The organism is Gallibacterium sp. ZY190522 (assembly GCF_054166015.1).
Window position 1 is genome coordinate 1,830,823 of record NZ_CM135118.1, and the last position, 22,410, is coordinate 1,853,232.

Annotated in this window: 23 protein-coding genes and 1 tRNA gene; 15 read left to right on the forward strand and 9 right to left on the reverse strand. The window is 39.5% G+C overall.

Features of this window, described 5'->3' with window-relative positions:
• The first annotated feature begins 85 nt into the window (after window positions 1–85).
• The 6 genes from srmB (at window position 86) to trpS (ending at window position 6,701) form a co-directional block, all read left to right on the forward strand.
• Entirely contained in the window at window positions 86–1,429 is a 1,344-nt protein-coding gene (srmB, locus tag ACXPAV_RS08890) for an ATP-dependent RNA helicase SrmB (protein WP_458003294.1), read from the forward strand.
• Between the two features lie 9 nt (window positions 1,430–1,438).
• Window positions 1,439–2,827, forward strand: a complete 1,389-nt coding sequence (gene glmU, locus ACXPAV_RS08895) for a bifunctional UDP-N-acetylglucosamine diphosphorylase/glucosamine-1-phosphate N-acetyltransferase GlmU (RefSeq protein ID WP_458003295.1) — start codon at window positions 1,439–1,441, stop codon at window positions 2,825–2,827.
• Between the two features lie 205 nt (window positions 2,828–3,032).
• Window positions 3,033–4,175, forward strand: coding sequence for an N-acetylneuraminate epimerase (locus ACXPAV_RS08900; RefSeq protein WP_458003296.1), 1,143 nt, complete (start codon window positions 3,033–3,035; stop codon window positions 4,173–4,175).
• A 163-nt stretch (window positions 4,176–4,338) separates the two neighbouring features.
• Window positions 4,339–5,013 carry a ribulose-phosphate 3-epimerase gene (gene rpe, locus ACXPAV_RS08905; RefSeq protein ID WP_458003297.1) on the forward strand — a complete coding sequence of 225 codons (675 nt, stop codon included), beginning with the start codon at window positions 4,339–4,341 and terminating at the stop codon, window positions 5,011–5,013.
• Window positions 5,014–5,025: 12 nt separating this feature from the next.
• Window positions 5,026–5,688 carry a phosphoglycolate phosphatase gene (locus ACXPAV_RS08910; protein WP_458003298.1) on the forward strand — a complete coding sequence of 221 codons (663 nt, stop codon included), beginning with the start codon at window positions 5,026–5,028 and terminating at the stop codon, window positions 5,686–5,688.
• Window positions 5,689–5,702: 14 nt separating this feature from the next.
• On the forward strand, window positions 5,703–6,701 hold the full coding sequence (gene trpS, locus ACXPAV_RS08915) for a tryptophan--tRNA ligase (RefSeq protein ID WP_458003299.1): 999 nt from the start codon (window positions 5,703–5,705) through the stop codon (window positions 6,699–6,701).
• 45 nt (window positions 6,702–6,746) lie between these two features.
• Here the strand turns inward: trpS and xerD are convergent, their stop codons facing one another.
• Window positions 6,747–7,640, reverse strand: a complete 894-nt coding sequence (gene xerD, locus ACXPAV_RS08920) for a site-specific tyrosine recombinase XerD (protein ID WP_416103955.1) — start codon at window positions 7,638–7,640, stop codon at window positions 6,747–6,749.
• A gap of 190 nt (window positions 7,641–7,830) precedes the next feature.
• Here xerD and ACXPAV_RS08925 point away from each other — a divergent pair, with 190 nt between their 5' ends.
• Both ACXPAV_RS08925 and ACXPAV_RS08930 read left to right on the forward strand, forming a co-directional pair.
• A complete protein-coding gene (locus ACXPAV_RS08925; protein ID WP_039172167.1) occupies window positions 7,831–9,156 on the forward strand; it encodes a sodium-dependent transporter in 1,326 nt (441 codons plus the stop codon).
• A 251-nt stretch (window positions 9,157–9,407) separates the two neighbouring features.
• Window positions 9,408–10,397 (forward strand): amidohydrolase family protein, encoded by a 990-nt coding sequence (locus tag ACXPAV_RS08930; RefSeq protein WP_039163355.1) that lies wholly within the window; start codon window positions 9,408–9,410, stop codon window positions 10,395–10,397.
• Between the two features lie 72 nt (window positions 10,398–10,469).
• Here the strand turns inward: ACXPAV_RS08930 and ACXPAV_RS08935 are convergent, their stop codons facing one another.
• The 8 genes from ACXPAV_RS08935 to lptC form a co-directional block, all read right to left on the reverse strand.
• On the reverse strand, window positions 10,470–11,297 hold the full coding sequence (locus ACXPAV_RS08935) for a class II glutamine amidotransferase (protein ID WP_458003300.1): 828 nt from the start codon (window positions 11,295–11,297) through the stop codon (window positions 10,470–10,472).
• A 92-nt stretch (window positions 11,298–11,389) separates the two neighbouring features.
• Window positions 11,390–11,887 carry a tRNA adenosine(34) deaminase TadA gene (tadA, locus tag ACXPAV_RS08940; RefSeq protein WP_458003301.1) on the reverse strand — a complete coding sequence of 166 codons (498 nt, stop codon included), beginning with the start codon at window positions 11,885–11,887 and terminating at the stop codon, window positions 11,390–11,392.
• A gap of 32 nt (window positions 11,888–11,919) precedes the next feature.
• Window positions 11,920–11,996 (reverse strand) — tRNA-Arg (locus tag ACXPAV_RS08945).
• A 14-nt stretch (window positions 11,997–12,010) separates the two neighbouring features.
• A complete protein-coding gene (gene rapZ / locus ACXPAV_RS08950) occupies window positions 12,011–12,880 on the reverse strand; it encodes an RNase adapter RapZ (protein WP_458003302.1) in 870 nt (289 codons plus the stop codon).
• 33 nt (window positions 12,881–12,913) lie between these two features.
• Window positions 12,914–13,429: a PTS IIA-like nitrogen regulatory protein PtsN gene (gene ptsN / locus ACXPAV_RS08955; protein WP_458003303.1), complete on the reverse strand. Its 516-nt coding sequence runs from the start codon at window positions 13,427–13,429 to the stop codon at window positions 12,914–12,916.
• Between the two features lie 14 nt (window positions 13,430–13,443).
• Window positions 13,444–14,169: an LPS export ABC transporter ATP-binding protein gene (gene lptB, locus ACXPAV_RS08960; protein WP_458003304.1), complete on the reverse strand. Its 726-nt coding sequence runs from the start codon at window positions 14,167–14,169 to the stop codon at window positions 13,444–13,446.
• 9 nt (window positions 14,170–14,178) lie between these two features.
• A complete protein-coding gene (gene lptA / locus ACXPAV_RS08965; protein ID WP_285096093.1) occupies window positions 14,179–14,697 on the reverse strand; it encodes a lipopolysaccharide transport periplasmic protein LptA in 519 nt (172 codons plus the stop codon).
• Window positions 14,678–15,232 (reverse strand): LPS export ABC transporter periplasmic protein LptC, encoded by a 555-nt coding sequence (lptC, locus tag ACXPAV_RS08970; RefSeq protein WP_458003305.1) that lies wholly within the window; start codon window positions 15,230–15,232, stop codon window positions 14,678–14,680. Before lptC ends, lptA begins: the two co-directional genes overlap by 20 nt.
• A 139-nt stretch (window positions 15,233–15,371) precedes the next feature.
• On the opposite strand from lptC, the gene ACXPAV_RS08975 reads away from it, so the two are divergent.
• From ACXPAV_RS08975 to dnaE, 7 genes are all read left to right on the forward strand, one after another.
• A complete protein-coding gene (locus ACXPAV_RS08975) occupies window positions 15,372–16,166 on the forward strand; it encodes an ATP-binding cassette domain-containing protein (RefSeq protein WP_065233140.1) in 795 nt (264 codons plus the stop codon).
• A gap of 20 nt (window positions 16,167–16,186) precedes the next feature.
• Window positions 16,187–16,948, forward strand: coding sequence for a lipid asymmetry maintenance ABC transporter permease subunit MlaE (gene mlaE / locus ACXPAV_RS08980; RefSeq protein WP_039172248.1), 762 nt, complete (start codon window positions 16,187–16,189; stop codon window positions 16,946–16,948).
• Window positions 16,949–16,964: 16 nt separating this feature from the next.
• Complete coding sequence (gene mlaD, locus ACXPAV_RS08985; protein WP_458003306.1) at window positions 16,965–17,474, forward strand: outer membrane lipid asymmetry maintenance protein MlaD; 510 nt, start codon at window positions 16,965–16,967, stop codon at window positions 17,472–17,474.
• Between the two features lie 46 nt (window positions 17,475–17,520).
• Window positions 17,521–18,144 (forward strand): phospholipid-binding protein MlaC, encoded by a 624-nt coding sequence (gene mlaC / locus ACXPAV_RS08990; protein ID WP_458004409.1) that lies wholly within the window; start codon window positions 17,521–17,523, stop codon window positions 18,142–18,144.
• A 25-nt stretch (window positions 18,145–18,169) separates the two neighbouring features.
• Complete coding sequence (locus ACXPAV_RS08995) at window positions 18,170–18,505, forward strand: STAS domain-containing protein (protein WP_458003307.1); 336 nt, start codon at window positions 18,170–18,172, stop codon at window positions 18,503–18,505.
• Window positions 18,506–18,525: 20 nt separating this feature from the next.
• The gene (locus ACXPAV_RS09000) at window positions 18,526–18,780 is read left to right on the forward strand and encodes a BolA family protein (RefSeq protein ID WP_039135023.1); all 255 of its coding nucleotides are present in this window, start codon (window positions 18,526–18,528) and stop codon (window positions 18,778–18,780) included.
• A gap of 75 nt (window positions 18,781–18,855) precedes the next feature.
• The gene (gene dnaE, locus ACXPAV_RS09005; RefSeq protein WP_458003308.1) at window positions 18,856–22,329 is read left to right on the forward strand and encodes a DNA polymerase III subunit alpha; all 3,474 of its coding nucleotides are present in this window, start codon (window positions 18,856–18,858) and stop codon (window positions 22,327–22,329) included.
• The last annotated feature ends 81 nt before the right edge of the window (window positions 22,330–22,410 follow it).

The following is a 22,410-nucleotide window of genomic DNA, read 5'->3' on the forward strand; positions in this document are numbered from 1 at the left end:
AATCGTTCGGATCAGGATTGAATAGCGATATTTTAATAAAATTTCGCTATAATTCGAGGCTGATTTTTTATTTTCGAGAATTTTTATGACCATTCCTAATTTTGACGAATTTGATCTTGATCCGCAATTACTCAAGGCATTAGCCCAAAAAGGCTTAAATCGTCCGACTGCCATCCAAATTGATGCAATTCCTGCGGCAATGGATGGACACGACGTTTTAGGTTCTTCACCAACTGGTACCGGAAAAACCATCGCTTTTTTATTACCGGCAATTCAACATCTATTAGATTTTCCTCGCCGTAAACCGGGTGCGCCACGAGTTTTAGTGCTGACACCAACCAGAGAATTAGCAATGCAGGTTGCTGAACAGGCACGACAATTAGCACAATTCACCTCTTTAAATATCGCCACCATTACCGGAGGTGTCGCTTATCAAAATCACGGCGAAATTTTCAATAAAAATCAAGATATGGTCATAGCTACGCCCGGACGTTTGCTCCAGTACATTCAGGAAGAAAATTTCGATTGTCGTGCGGTAGAAATCTTAATTTTTGATGAAGCAGATCGAATGTTGCAAATGGGCTTCGGTCAGGATGCTGAACGTATTGCCGCTGAAACCCGTTGGCGCAAGCAGACAATGCTCTTCTCCGCCACACTTGAAGGCGAAGAGTTAAACAATTTTGCACAACGTTTATTGGATAATCCGGTTGAGGTGAATGCAGAACCGAGCCGCCGTGAACGTAAAAAGATTCAACAATGGTATTACCACGCCGACAGCAAAGAACACAAAATCAAATTGTTGGCTCGTGTCATTGTTGACGAAAAAGTAAGCAGAGGTATTGTATTCGTACGCCATCGTGAAAAAGTGCGTGAACTGGCTGAGATTTTGCGTAAACGAGGCATCCGTAGCACCTATTTAGAAGGTGAAATGGCACAAACACAACGCAATAATGCAATTGAGAAATTGCGTGATGGCGTAGTAACAATTTTGGTCGCAACCAATGTGGCTGCTCGTGGTATTGATATTGATGATATATCACACGTTTTCAATTTTGATCTACCTTATAACGCCGATGTTTATCTACACCGTATCGGACGTACCGCTAGAGCGGGTAAAAAAGGTTGTGCGATCTCTTTTGTTGAAGCGCACGATTATCCCATACTTGGTAAAATTTGCCGTTACACCGGTGAAATTCTGAAAGCCAGAGTGATTGAAGATCTTGCTCCTCGTACAAAAGCACCGAAAGTGAATGAAATCAAAAAAGTCATCAAGAAAAAGAAAGCCCATTTAAAACAAAAACGGCAACAAGCCAAAGAACAAACCAGCAAGAAAAAAGTGAAATTACGTCATCGTGATAGTAAAAATATCGGTAAACGTCGAGTTCCTACCGCATTGCGTATGGCGCAACAAAATAATTCTGAACAGTAAGGAGAATTTATGTCATCTCTTCCATTTAGTGTCGTGATTTTAGCTGCCGGTAAAGGCACTCGTATGTACTCCGATTTGCCGAAGGTGTTGCACCCTATCGCCGGTAAACCGATGGTTAAACACGTGATTGATACCGTAGCCAAACTTGGTGCCAATCAAATCCATTTAGTCTATGGCCACGGTGCAGAATTGCTGCAACAACGTCTTGCCAATGAAAAAGTAAATTGGATCTTGCAAGCGCAGCAACTCGGCACCGGTCACGCAATGCAACAGGCAGCGCCTTATTTTAATGATAACGAAACCATTGTAATGTTATTTGGTGATGGTCCTTTGATCAGTGCAGAAACTATCCAGCAATTAATTGCTGCAAAACCGGAAAACGGCATTGCACTATTAACCGTTAAATTGGACGATCCAACCGGTTACGGACGTATTTTACGAGAAAACAATCAGGCGGACGGCAATATTATCGGCATTGTTGAGCAGAAAGATGCCTCCGCTGAACAGCTAAAAATTCAAGAAATTAACACCGGTCTGCTCGCTTGTGACGGCAAAAACCTGAAAAAATGGTTATCACAATTAACCAATAATAACGCACAAAAAGAGTATTACATCACCGATATTATCGCTATGGCGCACCACGACGGTTGCAAAGTGGTTTCTGTTCATCCGCAAGATCCAATGGAAGTGGAAGGTGTCAACAATCGTCTACAATTAGCCCGCTTGGAACGTTATTACCAACAAAAAAATGCGGAACGTCTTTTATTGGAAGGAGTAATGCTAGCGGATCCGAACCGTTTTGATCTTCGTGGCGAATTAATTCACGGTAAAGATGTCGAAATTGATATTAATGTCATTATTGAAGGCAACGTTAAACTCGGTGATCGTGTCAAAATCGGAGCAGGTTGCGTATTGAAAAATGTTGAAGTCGCAGATGATGTGGAAATTAAACCTTATTCCGTTTTTGAAGATGCCGTTATCGGTAAAGGTGCTCAAATCGGTCCATTCTCCCGTTTACGTCCAGGTGCTGTATTGGCAGACAACGTTCACGTCGGTAACTTTGTGGAAATTAAAAAAGCGACTGTCGGTGTTGGCTCCAAAGTAAACCATTTAACCTATGTCGGTGATGCCGTGATCGGTAAAGATTGCAACCTTGGCGCCGGTGTCATCACTTGCAACTATGACGGTGCCAATAAATTCCAAACCACGATCGGTGATAATGTTTTTGTCGGTTCCGATGTGCAGTTGGTTGCACCGGTTTCTGTCGCAGATGGTGCAACTATCGGCGCCGGTTCCACCATCACCAAAGATATTTCCGAAAATGAGTTGGTGATTACACGTGTTCCACAAAAACATATCCAAGGTTGGCAACGCCCTACCAAGAAAAAGCATAATTAAACACCATTAAAGCTTAAAATTTATACCAAATGCAGCGAAAACAGCGCTGCATTTTTTTATTTTTGTGATCTCGTCCAAACTTCTGAAAATTAAAGGCATCCTCCATATTTACAAATATAATGGAGTAGTTTTATCATTAGTCTATCTTTTAACCCATTCAGTGTCGTCTTTAGAATGGTCTATTCACAAACTCAGAGGTGATCTTATGAAATTACAAAAAACCGTTCTTCATTCAATGATCGTTGCCGGTCTTTCATTAGCCGCTTTTGCAGCACAAGCCGGACAATACCCTGATCTTCCGGTCGGGATTAAAAGCGGCGGCGGCGCATTAATCGGTGACACTGTTTATGTCGGGTTAGGTTCAGGTGCAGATAAGTTTTATGCCCTTAATTTAAAAGACTCGAAAGCAGGTTGGAAAGAGATTGCTACATTCCCTGGTGGTGATCGTTCACAACCTGTGGTCAGCGCCGTTGACGGCAAACTCTATGTTTTCGGCGGCTTACAAAAAAATGAAAAAGGTGAATTACAGCTTGTTAATGATGCCTATAGCTACAATCCGCAAGACAACACTTGGAGCAAATTACCAACTCGCTCACCGCTTGGTTTAGTTGGTGCAACCGGTGTAAATTATGGTGATAAAGTTTATGTGATTGGCGGTTCAAATCTTTCTATCTTTAACGGTTACTTCCAAGATTACACCGCAGCCGGTGATGATCAGGCGAAGAAAGATGCAGTAATGGCAGCCTATTTCAATCAACGTCCGCAAGATTACTTCTTCAATACCACATTCTTCAGCTATCAACCATCCACCAATAAATGGCGTAATGAAGGACAACTTCCATTCTCAGGGCGTGCCGGTGCGGCGGTTACCGTAAACGGCGATGTACTCACTGTAATTAACGGTGAAATCAAACCGGGCTTAAGAACAGCAGAAACAGAGCAAGGTAAATTCAATAAACACGGCACTGTCGATTGGAAAAATTTACCTAACTTACCTGAACCGCAAAAAGGCACAGCACAAGACGGTTTAGCAGGTGCATATGCCGGTTATAGTAACGGTCACCTTTTAGTCACCGGCGGTGCTAACTTCCCAGGTGCAACCAAACAATTCAAAGAAGGCAAACTCTTTGCTCATCAAGGTTTGAAAAAAGCCTATCAAACCGCAGTCTACAGTTTGGATAAAGGTAAATGGAAAGTGGTCGGCAACTTACCGGCAGGTGCAGGCTATGGCGTCAGCGTATCTTACGGTAACAAAGTACTACTCATCGGTGGTGAAACTGATGGCGGTAAAGCTTTAACCTCCGTACAGGAATTAAGCTTTGACGGCAAAAAACTTACCGTTGAATAACCCTCCCTCCTCTTGAGTTAATCAACATCAGCACGGCAAATGCCGTGTTTTTTTGTATCTGCCATATTATTTCAATAGTACCAATTAGAAACTTCCGCTATTAAAAATACTGATTAAGTAGTACACTAATTGCATTTATTGCGTTGAATATTGGGAGCTGACTATGAAACCTTATCTTATTGCACCGTCCATTTTATCCGCCAATCTTGCTCATCTTGGCGATGATGTAAAAAAGGTGCTATCTGCCGGAGCTGATGTTATCCATTTTGATGTGATGGACAATCATTATGTGCCGAATTTAACGTTTGGACCTGCAGTTTGTCAGGCTTTGCGTGATGACGGCATTACCGCTCCTATTGATGTGCATTTAATGGTGAAGCCGGTTGATCGTTTAATTCCCGATTTTGCCAAAGCAGGAGCTACTTCAATCACATTCCATCCTGAAGCAAGTGAACATATCGATCGCTCATTACAATTAATCAAAGATCTCGGCTGTCAAGCAGGGTTAGTTTTTAATCCAGCCACACCGTTACATTATTTAGATCACGTTATGGATAAACTCGACATTATTTTAATTATGTCGGTTAATCCGGGGTTCGGCGGGCAATCTTTTATTCCGCACGCTTTGGAGAAATTGCGTCAGGCTCGTCAACGCATTATTTCCAGCGGTCGTGATATTCGTTTAGAAGTGGATGGCGGCGTTAAAGTGGATAATATTGCTGATATTGCTCGCGCCGGTGCGGATATGTTTGTTGCCGGTTCGGCAATTTTCGGTCAGCCCGATTATCAACAGGTTATTCAAGCAATGCGTGAACAACTTGCTCACGCTCATAAATAATAAGGAAAAACTATGAGTCAATTTAAAGCTATCGGTTTCGATCTGGACGGAACTTTGGTTAACAGTCTGCCAGATCTCGCTTTAGCCGTTAGCCATACATTAAAGGAATTAAATTTGCCAGCACCTAGCGAAGCGTTGGTGTTAACTTGGATTGGCAACGGTGCTGATATTTTATTGGCACGTGCATTGGAATGGGCGAAATTTTCGCCGGATGCTGAACAGTTAAAACAGATTAAATCCCGTTTTAACTACTATTACGGTGAAAATATTTGTAATAAAAGTCAGTTATTTCCAAATGTAAAACAGACTTTAGAACAATTAAAACAGAAAGGATTTATTCTCGCAGTCGTCACCAACAAACCGACCCAACACGTCATTCCGGTGTTGAAGGCATTCGGGATTGATCATCTGTTCTCAGAAACATTGGGCGGGCAATCTTTGCCGGCGATTAAGCCACATCCGGCTCCGCTGTTTTATCTCTGCGGTAAGTTCGGCATTTTGCCTAAAGAGCTGTTATTTGTCGGTGATTCCAAAAATGATATTTTAGCCGCTCGTGCCGCCGGCTGTTCAGTGGTCGGTTTAACTTACGGTTACAACTATAATATTCCGATTGCTGATTCCCATCCTGATTGGGTATTTAGTGATTTTGCACAAATTTTAACTATTGTTGAATAGAATAAGGAAAGAAAATGAGTAAACCTATTGTATTTAGCGGCGTTCAGCCTTCCGGCGAATTGACGATTGGTAACTATCTCGGTGCTTTACGCCAATGGGTTAAAATGCAGGATGATTATGAATGTTTATTCTGCGTGGTGGATTTGCACGCCATTACTGTCCGTCAAGATCCGGTTGCTTTGCATAAAGCGACTTTAGATGTTCTGGCACTTTATTTGGCTTGCGGTATTGATCCGAATAAAAGCACAATTTTCGTACAATCTCACGTGCCTGAGCATACGCAATTAGCGTGGGTATTAAATTGTTACACCTATTTCGGCGAAATGGGGCGTATGACACAATTTAAAGATAAATCCGCACGCTATGAAGGCAATGTCAGCGTTGGCTTGTTTACTTATCCGGTTTTGATGGCGGCAGATATTTTGTTATATCAAGCCAAACAAGTGCCGGTCGGCGATGACCAAAAACAACATCTTGAAATCACACGTGATATTGCGCAACGTTTCAATGCGCTTTATGGCGATATTTTCACTATTCCAGAAGTTTTCATTCCAAAAGCCGGCGCAAGAGTGATGTCCTTGCTTGATCCGAATAAAAAAATGTCAAAATCGGATGACAATCGCAATAATGTGATTGGCTTATTGGAAGATCCGAAAGCGGTGGCGAAAAAAATCAAACGTGCAGTGACCGACTCTGAAGAACCGCCTCGCGTAAAATTTGATGTTGAAAATAAACCGGGTGTGTCCAACTTGTTAAGTATCCTCTCTGCGATTACTGAAAAGTCCATTCCAGAATTGGAATCTGAATTTGAAGGCAAAATGTATGGTCACCTAAAAGGTGCGGTTGCCGATGAAGTGAGTGCAATGTTGACGCAATTGCAGGAACGTTATTACCATTTCCGCAATGATGAAGCCTTGTTGAACAAAATTCTGCACGAAGGTGCGGAAAAAGCACGAGCTAAAGCGAAAGAAACATTGGATAAAGTTTATCAGGCAGTCGGCTTCGTCAGATAATTTTCCTATCCTCAAGGTGCGATTTCGCACCTTGAATTTTTTCATTTATCCGCGCGGATGGTATTTGCTGTGCAACTGTTTTAAGCGTTCTTTGGCAACGTGTGTATAAATTTGCGTTGTAGAAAGATCGCTATGCCCCAATAACATCTGTACTACACGCAAATCAGCACCGTGATTAACTAAATGTGTAGCAAAAGCGTGCCGCAAAACGTGCGGCGATAATTTATCTGCATCAATATTTGCTAAACTAGCATAATGTTTAATACGATACCAAAATGTCTGTCGTGTCATCAATTTACCCTGTCGGCTTGGAAATAAAATATCACTGCTCTGCCCACCTAACAATTCTGTTCTACCATAAAGGATAAATTGTTGTATCCAATAATTAGCCTCTTCGCCCATCGGAACTAATCGTTCTTTATCGGCTTTACCGATAACCCGAACAACGCCCTGTTGCAAATTGATGTTGTCAACTGTTAATGTTACCAGTTCTGTTACTCGTAACCCAGTAGCATATAACAACTCTAACATTGCTTTATCCCGTAATTCCAATGCATTTTCTGTTGCCGGTGTATTTAAAAGGTCTGTAACTTGGCTCTCAGTTAAATACTTTGGTAAACGTGACGGTAATTTAGGTGAAGAAAGTAATGAACAAGGGTTGTCTTCACGATATTTTTCCTGATATAGATATTGGAATAATTTTCGCATTGAACTCAACATTCTAGAATAACTTGTTGCTTTATATCCTTTCTCCAATCTCTCACCAAGAAATGCCTGTAAATCAAGATATTGAACCTGTTGCAAAGTTAAATGATGTTTTTCCAACCATTCACTGAGAAATTTAAGATCCGAACGATAACTGGCGATAGTATTCTGTGATAGATTTTTACTTAGCCAAATATCATCTAGAAAAAGATTGATTAAAGTGCTGTCTTTCATTTAGGTTTTAATTAATATGTGATCAGGTATAATGTGCCGAAAATTGTCAATAATAACGGACTTTATCGCTATTCTCGCTCCGCCGCAAGGTTGGAGCGTGATTTTTTGATAAACCGTTTAAATCTTATTCCAGTTCAACTTATTGACATTACTTTTTATACAAACTTTTATTTCATTTGAGGATTATTTTATGGCTCGTTCACAATGGGGGTCACGTCTTGGCTTTATTTTGGCATCTGCCGGTTCCGCTATCGGCTTAGGTGCGGTGTGGAAATTCCCTTATGTTACCGCCACACAAGGCGGAGGTGCATTTTTATTAATTTATCTCTTTATCTGTCTGACTTTAGGGTTAATTCTAATGGCTACCGAAATGGCTATCGGTCGTGCCACACACTTAGGTCCGATAGGTGCATTCCGAAAATTAGGCAATAATAAATGGTCTATCATCGGTATTATGGGCGTATTGGTTGCCTTTTTTATCCTCTCTTTCTATAGCGTTGTCGGCGGTTGGACAGTTGCTTATTTAGTAAAAGCAGTAACTGGTAACATTGCAGGTTCAACCGATCCGGTTATTAACGGAAATCTATTTTCCTCTTTTATTACAGATCCTTTGCAACCACTTATTTACCACTTTATTTTCGGTTTCCTCACATTATTTACTGTCGTGTCCGGTGTGGAAAAAGGAATTGAGCGTATCTCAAAATATTTAATGCCAATCTTATTGATTTTAATGTTGGTATTAATCGGTCGTGCCGTTTCACTGCCTGGCGCAATAGAAGGCATTAAGTTCTTCCTACTACCCGATTTCAGCAAAATTGATGGTAGAACTTGGTTGGAAGCACTTGGCTTAGCATTTTTCTCTTTGTCTTTGGGAATCGGTATTATGATTACCTACGGCTCTTATGTTGGACCAGAAGCAAAATTGGTCAGTTCATCCGTTTGGGTTATTCTGCTTACATTATTGACCTGTGTTCTTTCCGGTTTAATGGTACTGCCCGCAGTTTTTGCTTTTGGTTTTGAACCAGGTGCCGGCCCAGGTTTAACTTTTATCACAATGCCGGCAGTATTCGCTAGTATGCCTTTCGGACATCTGTTGGCTGTACTATTCTTTGCTTTGTTATTAGTAGCCGCATTAACTTCTTCTATCTCTTTACTTGAAGTTTTAGTCAGCTTTCTTATTGATGAATTTAAGTTTCACCGACTTAAAGCTGGTGTAATATCTTTCGTACTCTTTTTCTTACTTGGTATTGGCGCTTCCCTCTCTTTAGGTTCTTGGAGCGAATATAAAATCTTCAATTACAATATTTTTGATGCATTGGATAAATCCACACAAAATCTATTGATGCCGTTGGGTGAAATTCTATTAACACTATTTGTCGCTTGGTGGCGTTGGGATAAAATCAAATCGCAAATTTGCTCCACAAATACTATTTGGACAACGCTATTACGATTACTATTAGGTATTGTTATTCCTTTGATAATATTTGCAATTTTCTTACAAGGAATTCTGTCATAAAAATAATTAATTAAAAGTGGTTGAGTTTTCAATGAATACTCTTTATACTGCCGCCCCAGTGCTTATAGACTGGAACCCAAAATGCAAGTTTATCAACCAAACAACGAGGCAAACTCAACTTACCAACAAGTGGTAAAATTAAGTCCATTGTTGTTTGTTGCTTATTTTTAAAATCCTCATTTATTGAGGATTTTTTTTGCTTGCAATTTGGGCTTCACTAATTTCGACTAATCAACACTGGAGCAAACACAATGAACCATATTCGTACTTTTAAAGCCTATGTGCGTGATGAGATTATTAAAAAAGGCGGTTGGGTAAATTCTCATGCTCACGCAGACCGCGCATTCACAATGACCCCAGAAAAAATGCACATTTATCACAACAGCAACCTACAACAAAAATGGGATTTGGTGGATGAAGTGAAACGCAATTCTAGCATTGAAGATTATTACGCTCGTTTCAGTCAAGCAATTGAATTAATGATTTCACAAGGTGTTACCGCTTTCGGTACATTTGTTGATATTGATCCTATCTGTGAAGATCGCGCCATTATTGCAGCGCACAAAGCAAGAGAAGTCTATAAAAATGACATTGAATTGAAATTCGCTAATCAAACACTGAAAGGTGTGATCGATCCGGTAGCAAAACATTGGTTCGATCTAGGTTCTGAAATGGTTGATATTATCGGCGGCTTACCTTACCGAGACGAATTGGAATACGGCAAAGGTTTAGAAGCAATGGACATTTTGATGGATAAAGCTAAATCATTGGGAAAAATGTTGCACGTACACGTTGACCAATTTAACACACCAGAAGAGAAAGAAACCGAACAGTTATGTGATAAATCTATTGAACACGGAATGGAAGGGCGTGTTGTGGCGATTCACGGCATTTCTATCGGAGCTCACTCTCGTGAATATCGTTATAAACTGTATGAAAAGATGCGTCAGGCTAAAATGATGATTATCGCTTGCCCAATGGCGTGGATTGACAGCAACCGTAAAGAAGATTTAATGCCATTCCATAATGCATTAACACCAGCGGACGAGATGATTCCTGAAGGAATCACGGTCGCAATTGGTACTGATAATATATGTGACTATATGGTACCGTTATGCGAAGGCGATATGTGGCAGGAACTCAGCCTTTTAACCGCCGGTTGCCGCTTCCCTCATTTAGAACAGATGGTCGACATCGCTAGTACAAACGGTCGCAAAGTATTAGGGTTAGATCCTTATTAATATTTTCCCGCATAAAAAAGATGGCGTATATAACGCCATCTTTTCACATTTCGTTGGGAACAAATTCAACGCTTAGGCAATTTTCATATTACCAAGCGTACCATCATCCTTGACTTCTTGCTCGACACCAACAATTTCTCTCACTTTTTCTCCATCCTTGAACATCGCAAAACCGCCGTGTTTCATTTTGGTCCAATGTTCATTTTTTGTAAGTGGTTGGGTTGAGATTATTGTGACTTTATCTCCCGGTTTAGCATAATCATTAAAATCAATAAAGCCGTCATCATCAACACGGAATGCTTTACCAAACGGCGCTTTACGCGTTAGGTAATGCAAAAATGTTGAACAATGCGCCATCATAAACTGCCCATTGGATAAAATAAAATTAAATGTACCAAGCTTTGATAACTCTTGACTAACTTCGTAAACAGCATCAAAAATTTCATCTTCACTCGGTTTACGTAAATAACGGCGTTTTAAAAACTCAGTCATATAGCAAAACGCCGCTTCGGAATCGGTAGTACCTATAGGTTGTGCGCGGCAATCTGATAAGTCAGGCAAAGTAGTTAAATTACCATTATGAGCAAACACCCAATTTTCACCCCAAATTTCACGCATAAACGGATGCGTATTCTCTAGATTTACATTGCCCTGTGTCGCCTTACGAATATGTGCAATCACATTGAGTGACTTGATATGATACTGTTTCACGCAATCAGCAATCGGTGAAGAGCTGCAAGGTTTATCATCACGGAAAACTCGCACACCTTTCCCTTCAAAAAACGCAATTCCAAAGCCATCTGAATGGCAATCGGTAATACCGGCACGACGGCGGAATCCTTCAAAAGAGAACACGATATCGGTCGGAGTATTACAATTCATTCCCAATAATTGACACATAAACAAACCCACATACGAAAAGTTAAAATTTCAGGCTGTATATTATAAATCATAATTCACATATGAGTAGTAAGGATATTAATAATAATTTATTATATGAAATAGGCTTTAGTTTGTTTCATCTGTTTCTGTTCAGCCCGTCTTTTTTGAAAAAATTGGCTAATTTTAGCACTACACTCCTGTTCCAACACTCCAGCAGTAATTTCTACAATATGATTCATTCTATAATCTTCAAATAGATGGAAACGCGAACCGATGGCACCGGTTTTATAGTCACTTGCACCAAACACTAAGCGTTTAATACGGCTATGTAAAATAGCTCCAGCACACATTGGGCAAGGCTCTAGCGTTACATAAAGTGTTAAATTCAATAGACGATAATTCTGCAATTTCTGCCCTGCTTGGCGTAAAGCAATAATCTCGGCGTGGGCGGTCGGGTCGGATAAAGTAATCGATTGATTCCATCCTTCCGCCACAATATTTCCTTGATCATCCACTAACACTGCTCCGACAGGAATTTCTCCCATCATTGCTGCTTTATCAGCCAACGCTAGTGCATATTGCATAAATTTCTGATCTTCATTAGACATAACTATTTGATTAATTGGATAAATTAATAAAATGGCGAACGTGGGCGGATTCGAACCGCCGACCTATCCCTTAGGAGGGGATTGCTCTATCCAGCTGAGCTACACATTCGCAAATTTGAGGAGTTAATTCGTACTGTTTTTATGTTCTTGACGAATCAAGGAGTTGTGTTGAATTTTAATATTTTTTCCTTTCGCTTTAAAGTATTCTGCTAATTGTTGTGCAATATAAACAGAACGATGTTTGCCACCAGTACAACCAATACAAATCGTCAAATAACTACGGTTATTCTGTTCTAATAAAGGCAACCAAGTTTCAATATAATTACAGGTAGAATAAATAAATTCACGTACCACATCATATTGACGTAGAAAATTGATTATCGGTTGATCCAAACCAGTTAAAGGGCGCAATTTCGGTTCCCAATGCGGATTCGGTAAAAATCGAACATCAAAAATATAATCCGCATCCTGTGGAATGCCATATTTAAAACCAAAAGATTTAATAATAATTTGTAACTCTTTGTCGGCATTACCACGTACAAATTCCCGTAATTTTTCCGCCAACTGGTGAGTGGAAAGGTTGGTAGTATCAATAATAAAATTAGCGTGTTGGAACAATGGTTCAAGTCGCTCTTTTTCCAAATCAATCGAACCTTCTAGCGATAGATTTTCTTTAGACAACGGATGTAAACGACGAGTATCACTATAACGACGAATTAAACTGTTACGATCCGCATCAAGATAGATAATTTTCGTATTACAAGAATGAGGCAGTTGTTCCAAAATTGATTCTAGTTTTTGTGAATCAAGCGGAATATTACGAATATCAACACTAATCGCAACTATCTGTTGCCCACTACCTAACTTTTCAATTAATTGAGGAAGAAGAAACAACGGCAAATTATCGATACAATAATAACCAATATCCTCAAGAGCTTTTAATGCAACGGATTTTCCAGCTCCAGAACGACCGCTAATAATAACAAGTTCCATAAATCAATCCACCTACAATTAACGAAAAGCTATTTATTTAGTTTGCGCGTTTTCTGTGATTTCTTCAACCTGTTCCGTCTGATCATCCTGATGTTCCGAATGATCAAAAGCAACAAAAATAGACCATACCTCTTCCGGATTTTTTGCCAAACGTAACTGCTTACACAAATTCTTATCTGAAAAACATTCTGCTAAATAGGGCAGTAATGCTGAACAAATTGAGCAACAACTTTCCGGAATTAAAATTGCAAAGATCAAATCAACATCACGATGATCGGCTGATTCATATTTTATTGGTGTATCCAACTGCAAAAAGACCGCCACCGGTTTATCACCAACTGCTAACTTTGCGTGCGGAATAGCAATTCCGTTATTGATGCCGGTATTACCCATTTTTTCTCGATTAAACAATGCTTCAAAACAGGTGATTTCATTCTCTTCTGTTTGTGGTGAAACTAAATTGCAAATTAACTCAAACGCTCGTTTTTTACTTGAACAAAGCAAGCCAGTACGAATATTTTGCGGTTGTAAAAAATCAGTGATTTTCATATTTCAAATACTTGTTACAGTTTAAAATGTTCACCGAGATAAACACGTTTCACGTGTTCATCCGCCAACACTTGTTGCGGAGTACCATCCGCTATCATTGTTCCTGCACTCACAATATAAGCACGCTCACAAACATCCAATGTTTCACGCACATTATGATCAGTAATCAACACACCCAAGCCACGATCACGTAACCCTTTGATAATATTTTTAATATCCAATACAGAAATGGGGTCAACACCAGCAAAAGGTTCATCCAACAAAATAAATTTTGGATTTGCCGCTAATGCACGTGCAATCTCAACTCGACGACGTTCACCACCGGATAATGATTGCCCAATATTGTCTTTAATATGCGTAATATGAAACTCTTCCAACAAACGATCCAATTCATCGACTCGCTGTTCTTTACTTAAATCCTTACGAATTTCCAGCACTGCCATTAAATTATCATACACGGATAAACGACGAAAAATCGAAGCTTCTTGTGGCAAATACCCGATCCCTTGTTTGGCACGCTGATGCATCGGCAGGCGACTAATATCCTGATTATCAATAGTGATCTTACCTTGATCGTGGCTAATCAACCCCACCACCATATAAAAAGTTGTTGTTTTACCGGCACCATTCGGCCCAAGTAATCCAACAATTTCACCGGAATTAATCGTGAGACTAACACCGTTAACAACCGGACGACCTTTATAACTTTTACTTAACTGTTCAGCAGATAAAACTGACATAAATATGCTCTAATTTGATTTTAATTGGTTTGGAATCAAAATGGTTTTCACACGAGAATTACCGTTACCATTCGCTTTCAACTGTTGTTTTTTCACATCATAAGTGATGATGTCGCCATTAATACGGCTATCTTCTTGCTTCAACTGTGCATTATCGATAAGCGTTAAAAACTCTTTTCCTAAATCATAATGTACTTTATCCGCATTACCATAAACCATTTTGCCATTATCCAATTTTTGTTGGAATTTAACTGGTTTACCATAAGCATCTACGGTTTCTTTCTTATTTTTGGCTTTATCTTTCTCATTTGGACGAGTAATCACCACTTTATCAGCATCAATTTTGACACTACCTTGCGTAATCACTACATTGGTATCAAAAGTCACAACATTATTGGTTAAATCTAATGACTGATTATCCGACTCGATGTTAATAGGCTGCTCGGAATCACCGGTCAACGCATTTGCCGAATAACTGACAAATAAAGCGAGTAACGCAAAAGCAAAATTAATTTTTTTGGATTTCATAATATGTTTTAACCTGTTCTTTTAATGTTGCGGATTCTTTTCTCAAATTGCCATCCAACGCTTTTCCTTGACTGGTAAAGTTCAGCCCAGTCAAGGTCACCATTGTATCAGATGTTATATCCTGTGTCGTTAAATTGACAAACGCCCTCTCTGCATCAATCGTCTGTAATTTTGAAGTTTCAACTAAACTTTGCAATTTTACATTGCCTTGTAAAGTCAATTTATCCTTATCCGTCAATGTGGCTGTATCTGCCTGTAAACGCCAAGTTTTTATCTGATTTTCATCATAAACATACAGTATCGGCTGACTGAATACGGTCTTATCATTATTAAAATAATAGACATTACTTGATTGTGCCTGATATTGGATTGATCCTGTCGGACCGAATACTGTTGTTGTCATCTGTTTGGCGATATATTCTGGTGCGGAATCATCTTTCACTAGGGTTGGCACATTATTATGCTGTAGCGAATAAAGCCACGCCAACAAAGCAAATACGATCACCGCAAGTAAAATATTCCAACGAATGGACATAAACAAAATACCTTTTTCAGTAAAATTTTTAGCCGCAAAATAATAGCATAAAATCGTTATTAATGAGTTATTTTTCAACAAAACACTTTCTTCTGTTAAAATAGCAACTTTACGATCAAGAACATAAGGCAAAAAATAAATGCAAGATATTCTTATCGAAGTGAAAGATCTCATTTTCAAACGCGGTGAAAGAACGATTTATAACGGTCTAAACCTAAAAATCGAGCAGGGCAAAATTACCGCTATTATGGGACCTTCCGGAATTGGTAAAACGACTTTATTGAAACTCATCGGCGGTCAATTAATCCCGGAGCAAGGTCAAATTCTGTTCGACGGACAAGATATTTGTAATTTATCCGACAAAGCACTTTATAAAGTTCGGGAACGGATGGGAATGTTATTCCAATCAAGTGCATTATTTACTGATATGACCACCTTTGAAAATGTAGCTTTTCCTATTCGTGAACATACCAAACTGCCGGAAAGCATTATTCGCAAAATGGTGTTAATGAAATTAGAAACTGTCGGTTTGCGCGGCGCAGCAAATTTGATGCCGAATGAGTTATCGGGCGGAATGGCTCGTCGTGCCGCACTAGCTCGTGCAATTGCGTTAGATCCAGATTTAATTATGTATGATGAACCTTTCACCGGGCAGGATCCAATCAGTATGGGGGTGATTGTTGATTTAATCAAAAAATTAAATCAAACCTTGAATCTAACTTCTATTGTTATTTCGCACGATGTCACAGAAGTTTTAAGTATCGCCGATTATGCTTATATCGTGGCGGAACAAAAAATTATTGCGGAAGGTATGCCACAACAACTACGGCAGAGCCAAGATCCACGTGTGGTTCAATTTTTATCTGGACAAGCAGACGGTCCAGTGAAATTCCACTATCCGGCACAAAACTATGAAGAGGAATTATTTCAGTGAAAATCACAATTATTGAGTGGATGGGAAAACGTGGCGTTCATTGGTTGCGCACATTAGGGAAATCTGCCTTAATGCTTTATGGTGCATTAATCGGTGTCCCTCAGTTTAGAAAAAATTTTCCTTTAGTTGTCAAACAGTTATATGTGTTAGGCGTACAATCCTTGCTGATTATTGTGCTTTCCGGCCTTTTTATCGGGATGGTACTTGGTTTACAGGGTTATGTTATTTTGGTCGATTTTTCTGCTGAAACCAGCTTAGGGCAACTCGTTGCCTTATCACTGTTACGTGAACTTGGGCCAGTGGTAACAGCATTGCTTTTCGCTGGTCGAGCCGGCTCTGCATTGACGGCGGAAATCGGTTTAATGAAAGCAACAGAACAACTTTCCGGACTAGAAATGATGGCAGTCAATCCTTTAAGGCGTGTTATTGCCCCTCGTTTTTGGGCGGGAATGATTGCAATGCCATTACTTGCCTTAATCTTTACTGCTGTGGGCATATGGGGTGGCTCTTTAGTCGGCGTTGACTGGAAAGGTGTTGACAGCGGTAGTTTCTGGTCGGTAATGCAAAGCGCTGTTGTTTGGGGCAAAGACATCGGTAATGGCATCATTAAAAGTTTATGTTTTGCACTCAGCGTAGTTTGGATCGCATTATTTAACGGCTACAATGCCTTACCAACTTCAGAAGGTATCAGCCAAGCTACGACCAAAACTGTAGTACAGTCTTCATTAGTGGTATTGGCATTAGATTTTATTTTAACTGCATTAATGTTCGGCGGAAGTTAATCAAAAAGGACAATTTATGAAAAACACAATGAAATATGAATTTTGGGTTGGGCTTTTTTTATTATTAGGCATTGCCGCCTTAGTTTTCCTAGGCTTGAAAGTGGTCAATATTCAAAATTTTAGTAAATCACAAACATACCGTGTAGAGGCAACTTTTGATAATATAGGCGGTCTGAAAGTAAGAGCGCCAGTGAAAATTGGTGGTGTAGTTGTCGGTCGCGTCAATAAAATTGAATTGGATCCAACCACCTATTTACCAAAAGTAACGCTAGTGATCGAGCAACAATATAATCAAATTCCGGATAACAGTTCATTATCGATCAAAACCGCCGGTTTATTGGGTGAACAATATATTGCTTTAAATATCGGTTTTGATGATGGAGAAACCCCGATGTTGAAAGACGGTAGCAAAATTGTTGATACCAAATCAGCAATGGTGCTGGAAGATTTAATCGGGCAATTTATCTATGGTGATAAAAAATCCAATGATTCCGCCACAGAATCAAGCGAAACAAATAAAGAATAAATTATCTTAAAGGAGAACAAATATGTTACAACGCTATCTCAAAAAAATGGCTTGGTCATTGATCACCACCACTTTAATGTTGGTCAGTTGTCTTGCCAATGCCGAACAAAATCCTTATCAACTAATGCATCAAGCATCTGATAAACTCTTTGCTGATATTACACAAAATCAGAACAAAATTAAGCAAAATCCAAACTATTTACGTACTATTGTCAAACAAGATTTAATGCCTTATATTCACGTTAAATATGCCGGTTCATTAGTTTTAGGCAATTCAAGCTTTAAAACTACAACATCGGAACAACGTGAGCAATTTTTCACGACTTTCGGCAACTACATAGAACAAGCTTATGCTCAAGTTTTAACTTTTTATAATGGACAAAAAGTTACCATAGAACCTGAAAAACCTGTTGATGGTAAAAATATTGTCAATATTCGTGTTACCGTTGAACAAAATAACGGTGCTGCTCCAATTAAATTGGATTTCAAATGGCGTAAAAACAGTAAAATTAATCAATGGCAAGCTTACGATATGGCGGTTGAAGGCGTGAGTATGGTTGAAACTAAGAAAAATGAGTGGAGTAGTGTACTACGCAAACAGGGTATTGAAGCACTCACTACTCAGATCGCAAAATCAGCAAGTATGCCGATAACTTTAGATAAAAAATAAAATTTCAGCCATTAAGGGATTTTGGATGAGCGATGATAATTTAATCTGGCAATTGGAGCAGGTTGAACAACAGGCTGTTGTTACCTTAAATGGCATATTAAATCGTGAAACTGTGCCACAACTATGGCGACAACGTCAGCAGTTCAGCTTGAAAGGGAATACTGATTTGCAAAGTTGTCAACAGATAATCTGGGATTTACAACAAATCATCCATATTGATTCCGCCGGTTTTGCTTTACTGACTGAATTATTGCTATTGAATCCGGCTGAAAAAGTGCGATTAATTAATCTACCGGAACAATGCAAAAATCTGGCAGCGTTATTTTCATTAGATCAATGGTTACACCAATATTTAATTTAATCAATAATTAGAGAACATTTATGGATCCAAAAGAAATTGAACAATTATTAAAACAAACACTTAATTTAGATGAAGTTTATGTGCGTGGTGAAAATGCCCATTATGATGTGATTGCAGTTAGCGATAAGTTTGCTGATTTATCACGTGTTAAACAACAACAAATGATTTACGCACCATTAATGGAGCATCTTGCCAGCAATGCTATTCACGCATTAACCATCAAAACCTTTACCGTCGATAAATGGAAACGTGAAAAGCTCTTTTTTAATCTATAATATTTCTCATTAATTTATGCAGAAAGGTGCGTGAATTCGCACCTTTCTAATGTAGAATCATCTTTAGGAAAAATTATGTCATCACCGAAATTTGTTCATTTGCGCATTCATAGCGATTTCTCAATGATTGATGGTCTAACCAAAATAAAAACATTGATTGATGAATGTGCAAAGCAACAAATGGTGGCAATGGCATTAACTGATTTTACTAACTTCTGTGGTTTAGTGAAATTTTATGGTGCAGCCTTAGGTAAAGGCATTAAACCAATTGTTGGTGCGGATGTTTTAGTCAATAGCGAAGAGCTTCCGGATGAACCGTTCTCTCTAACACTGCTCGCCAAAAACAATGTCGGCTATCAAAATATCACTTTATTGCTTTCCCGTGCTTATCAGCGCGGTTATCGTGAGTATCCAATGATAGACAAAGAATGGCTGATTGAACACGCTGAAGGTGTTATTATCCTTTCCGGTGGCAAAGACGGTGATGTTGGTAAGTTTCTCGTGAGAGGAAATCAAAATTCTGCGGAAAACTGCCTAGCTTTTTATCAACGCCATTTTTCAGATCATTTTTATCTTTCTATCAGCCGTACTGGTCGTAATGATGAAGAACATTATCTGCAACAGGCGGTCGACTTAGCGGAGCAACACCAAATTCCACTAGTTGCGACTAATGATGTAATGTTTCTTACGGAGGATGATTTTGAAGCTCACGAAATCCGTGTCGCTATTCACGATGGCTATACGCTAGATGATCCTAACCGCCCGAAAAAATATAGTCCACAACAATATTTCCGTAGTGAACAGGAGATGTGCGAATTATTTGCCGATCTCCCACAGGCGCTCGAAAACAGTGTTTACATTGCACAACGTTGCAATGTTACCATTCGCTTAGGTCAATATTTTCTACCTCAATTTCCGACCGGAAAATTAAGCACTGAGGAATACCTAATTCAACAGGCAAAAACCGGTTTAGAGCAACGTTTAGCTGTTCTTTTCCCTGATGAACAGGAACGACAACAAAAACGTGCAAAATATGATGAACGCTTGGAAACGGAACTAAAAGTAATCAACCAAATGGGATTCCCCGGTTACTTCCTAATCGTGATGGAATTTATCCAGTGGTCAAAAGATAACAATATTCCGGTTGGACCGGGACGAGGTTCCGGTGCCGGTTCTTTAGTGGCTTATTCCCTTAGAATTACCGATCTTGATCCGCTGCAATTTGATCTGCTTTTTGAACGTTTCTTAAATCCAGAACGTGTTTCAATGCCGGATTTTGATGTCGATTTCTGTATGGATGGTCGCGACCGCGTAATTGAACACGTGGCACAAATGTATGGACGGGATGCTGTATCGCAAATTATCACTTTCGGTACTATGGCAGCAAAAGCAGTAATTCGAGATGTTGGACGAGTGCTTGGTCATCCATATGGTTTTGTTGATCGCATTGCAAAACTGATCCCACCTGATCCCGGTATGACTTTACAAAAAGCATTTGATGCCGAACCTAAATTAGTCGAGGTTTACAACAGCGATGAAGAGGTTAAAGCACTGATCGATATGGGGCGTAAATTAGAGGGAGTTACCCGAAATGCAGGGAAACACGCCGGTGGTGTGGTTATATCACCAAGCAAAATTACCGACTTTTCGCCAATTTACTGTGATTCCGAAGGTAAACATCCTGTTACTCATTTTGATAAAAGTGATGTTGAATATGCCGGCTTGGTCAAATTCGACTTTTTAGGCTTACGCACGCTCACTATTATCCAATGGGCGGTTGATATGATTAATGAACGTATGCGCCGTGAGGGTAAACCGGAAATCAATATTCACCATATTCCATTGGATGATGAAAAATCCTTTAAATTGCTACTAGATGCGCAAACAACTGCGGTATTCCAACTGGAATCGCGCGGAATGAAAGATTTAATCCGCCGTTTAAAACCTGACTGTTTTGAAGATATTATCGCATTAGTGGCACTATTTCGTCCGGGACCATTACAATCCGGAATGGTGGATAACTTTATTCGCCGTAAACACGGTGAAGAAGAAATCTCCTATCCAGATGCCGAATATCAGCACGAATCCCTTAAACCAATTTTAGAACCAACTTACGGCATTATTTTGTACCAAGAACAGGTGATGCAAATTGCACAAGTGCTTGCCGGTTATACCTTAGGTGGTGCGGATTTGTTACGCCGAGCAATGGGGAAAAAGAAACCTGAAGAAATGGCAAAACAACGTTCTGTTTTCAAAGAGGGAGCGATTAAAAACGGTGTTGACGGCGAATTAGCAATGAAAATTTTCGATTTAGTTGAAAAATTTGCCGGTTATGGCTTCAACAAATCACATTCTGCCGCATATGCACTGGTTTCCTACCAAACACTTTGGCTAAAAGCTCACTTTCCTGCTGAATTTATGGCGGCAGTAATGACATCAGAAATGTACAAAGTGGAAAAAATCGTCAATTTCTATGATGAAAGTTTGCGAATGGGTTTAAAAGTTGTTCCTCCCGATATTAATACCGGTAAATACGGCTTCAGTGTGAATGAAAAAGGGGAAATCGTTTATGGCTTAGGCGCAATTAAAGGTGTGGGAGAAGCTCCCGTTGAAAATATTATTGAAGCTAGAACATCGGGTGGACTATTTCGTGATCTGTTTGATCTATGTGCTAGAGTGGACTTACGCAAAATTAATCGGCGCACCTTTGATAATCTGATTAAAGCTGGCGCATTAGATAAACTTGGGCCACACCGTGCTGCAATTGCACTAAATTTAGAAGATGCCCTCAAAGCCTCCGATCAGCACGCCAAAGATGAAGCATTAGGACAAACAGATATGTTCGGTGTATTGGCAAGTTCACCGAACCAAGTAGAACAAGCTTACGCCAATGCCCCTAAATGGACAGAAAAAATGGTGTTAGATGGTGAACAAGAAACATTGGGATTATATTTAAGTAGCCATCCAATCAGCCGTTATGTGAAAGAGTTATCACACTATGGCAATCGTTTATCAGAAGTGAGTGTCACTCGTCGTGGCGAAAGCTGCACCGTATCAGGGTTAGTAGTTAATTTCCGATCACTGGTTACTAAACGAGGTAATCGTTTAGGAATTCTAACCCTAGATGATCGCTCGGCAAGAATGGATATTACTCTATTCTCTGATGCTTTAGAGCAATTTGAAGAAAAAATCCATAAAGATCATATTGTTATCGTTAGTGGTTCTGTCATTCCTGATGATTTCACCGGCGGTATCCGAATGATTGCTAGAGAGATCAATACACTAGAAGAGATTCGCCAACGTGTGGTAAAAAGCCTAGCAATTGCGATTAAACAAAAACAGTTAAATAACGACTTTATCGAACGCTTTAAACAAATCCTAACCCCTTATGCACAAGGCACTATCCCAGTTCATATCTATTATGATAGTCCGAACGGTCGAGCAATGCTCACTTTAGGCATTGAATGGCGTATTACACCACACGATGATCTCATTTCCGATTTAACCGCTTTTATCGGCGAAGAGCAAGTTGAGTTGGAGTTTGACTAAAAAGAAAAACGAATCCGCACCTTAAAAATTATTCTTGATATTAACTATGTAGGTGCGGATTTTATAACAAAAACTCACTTG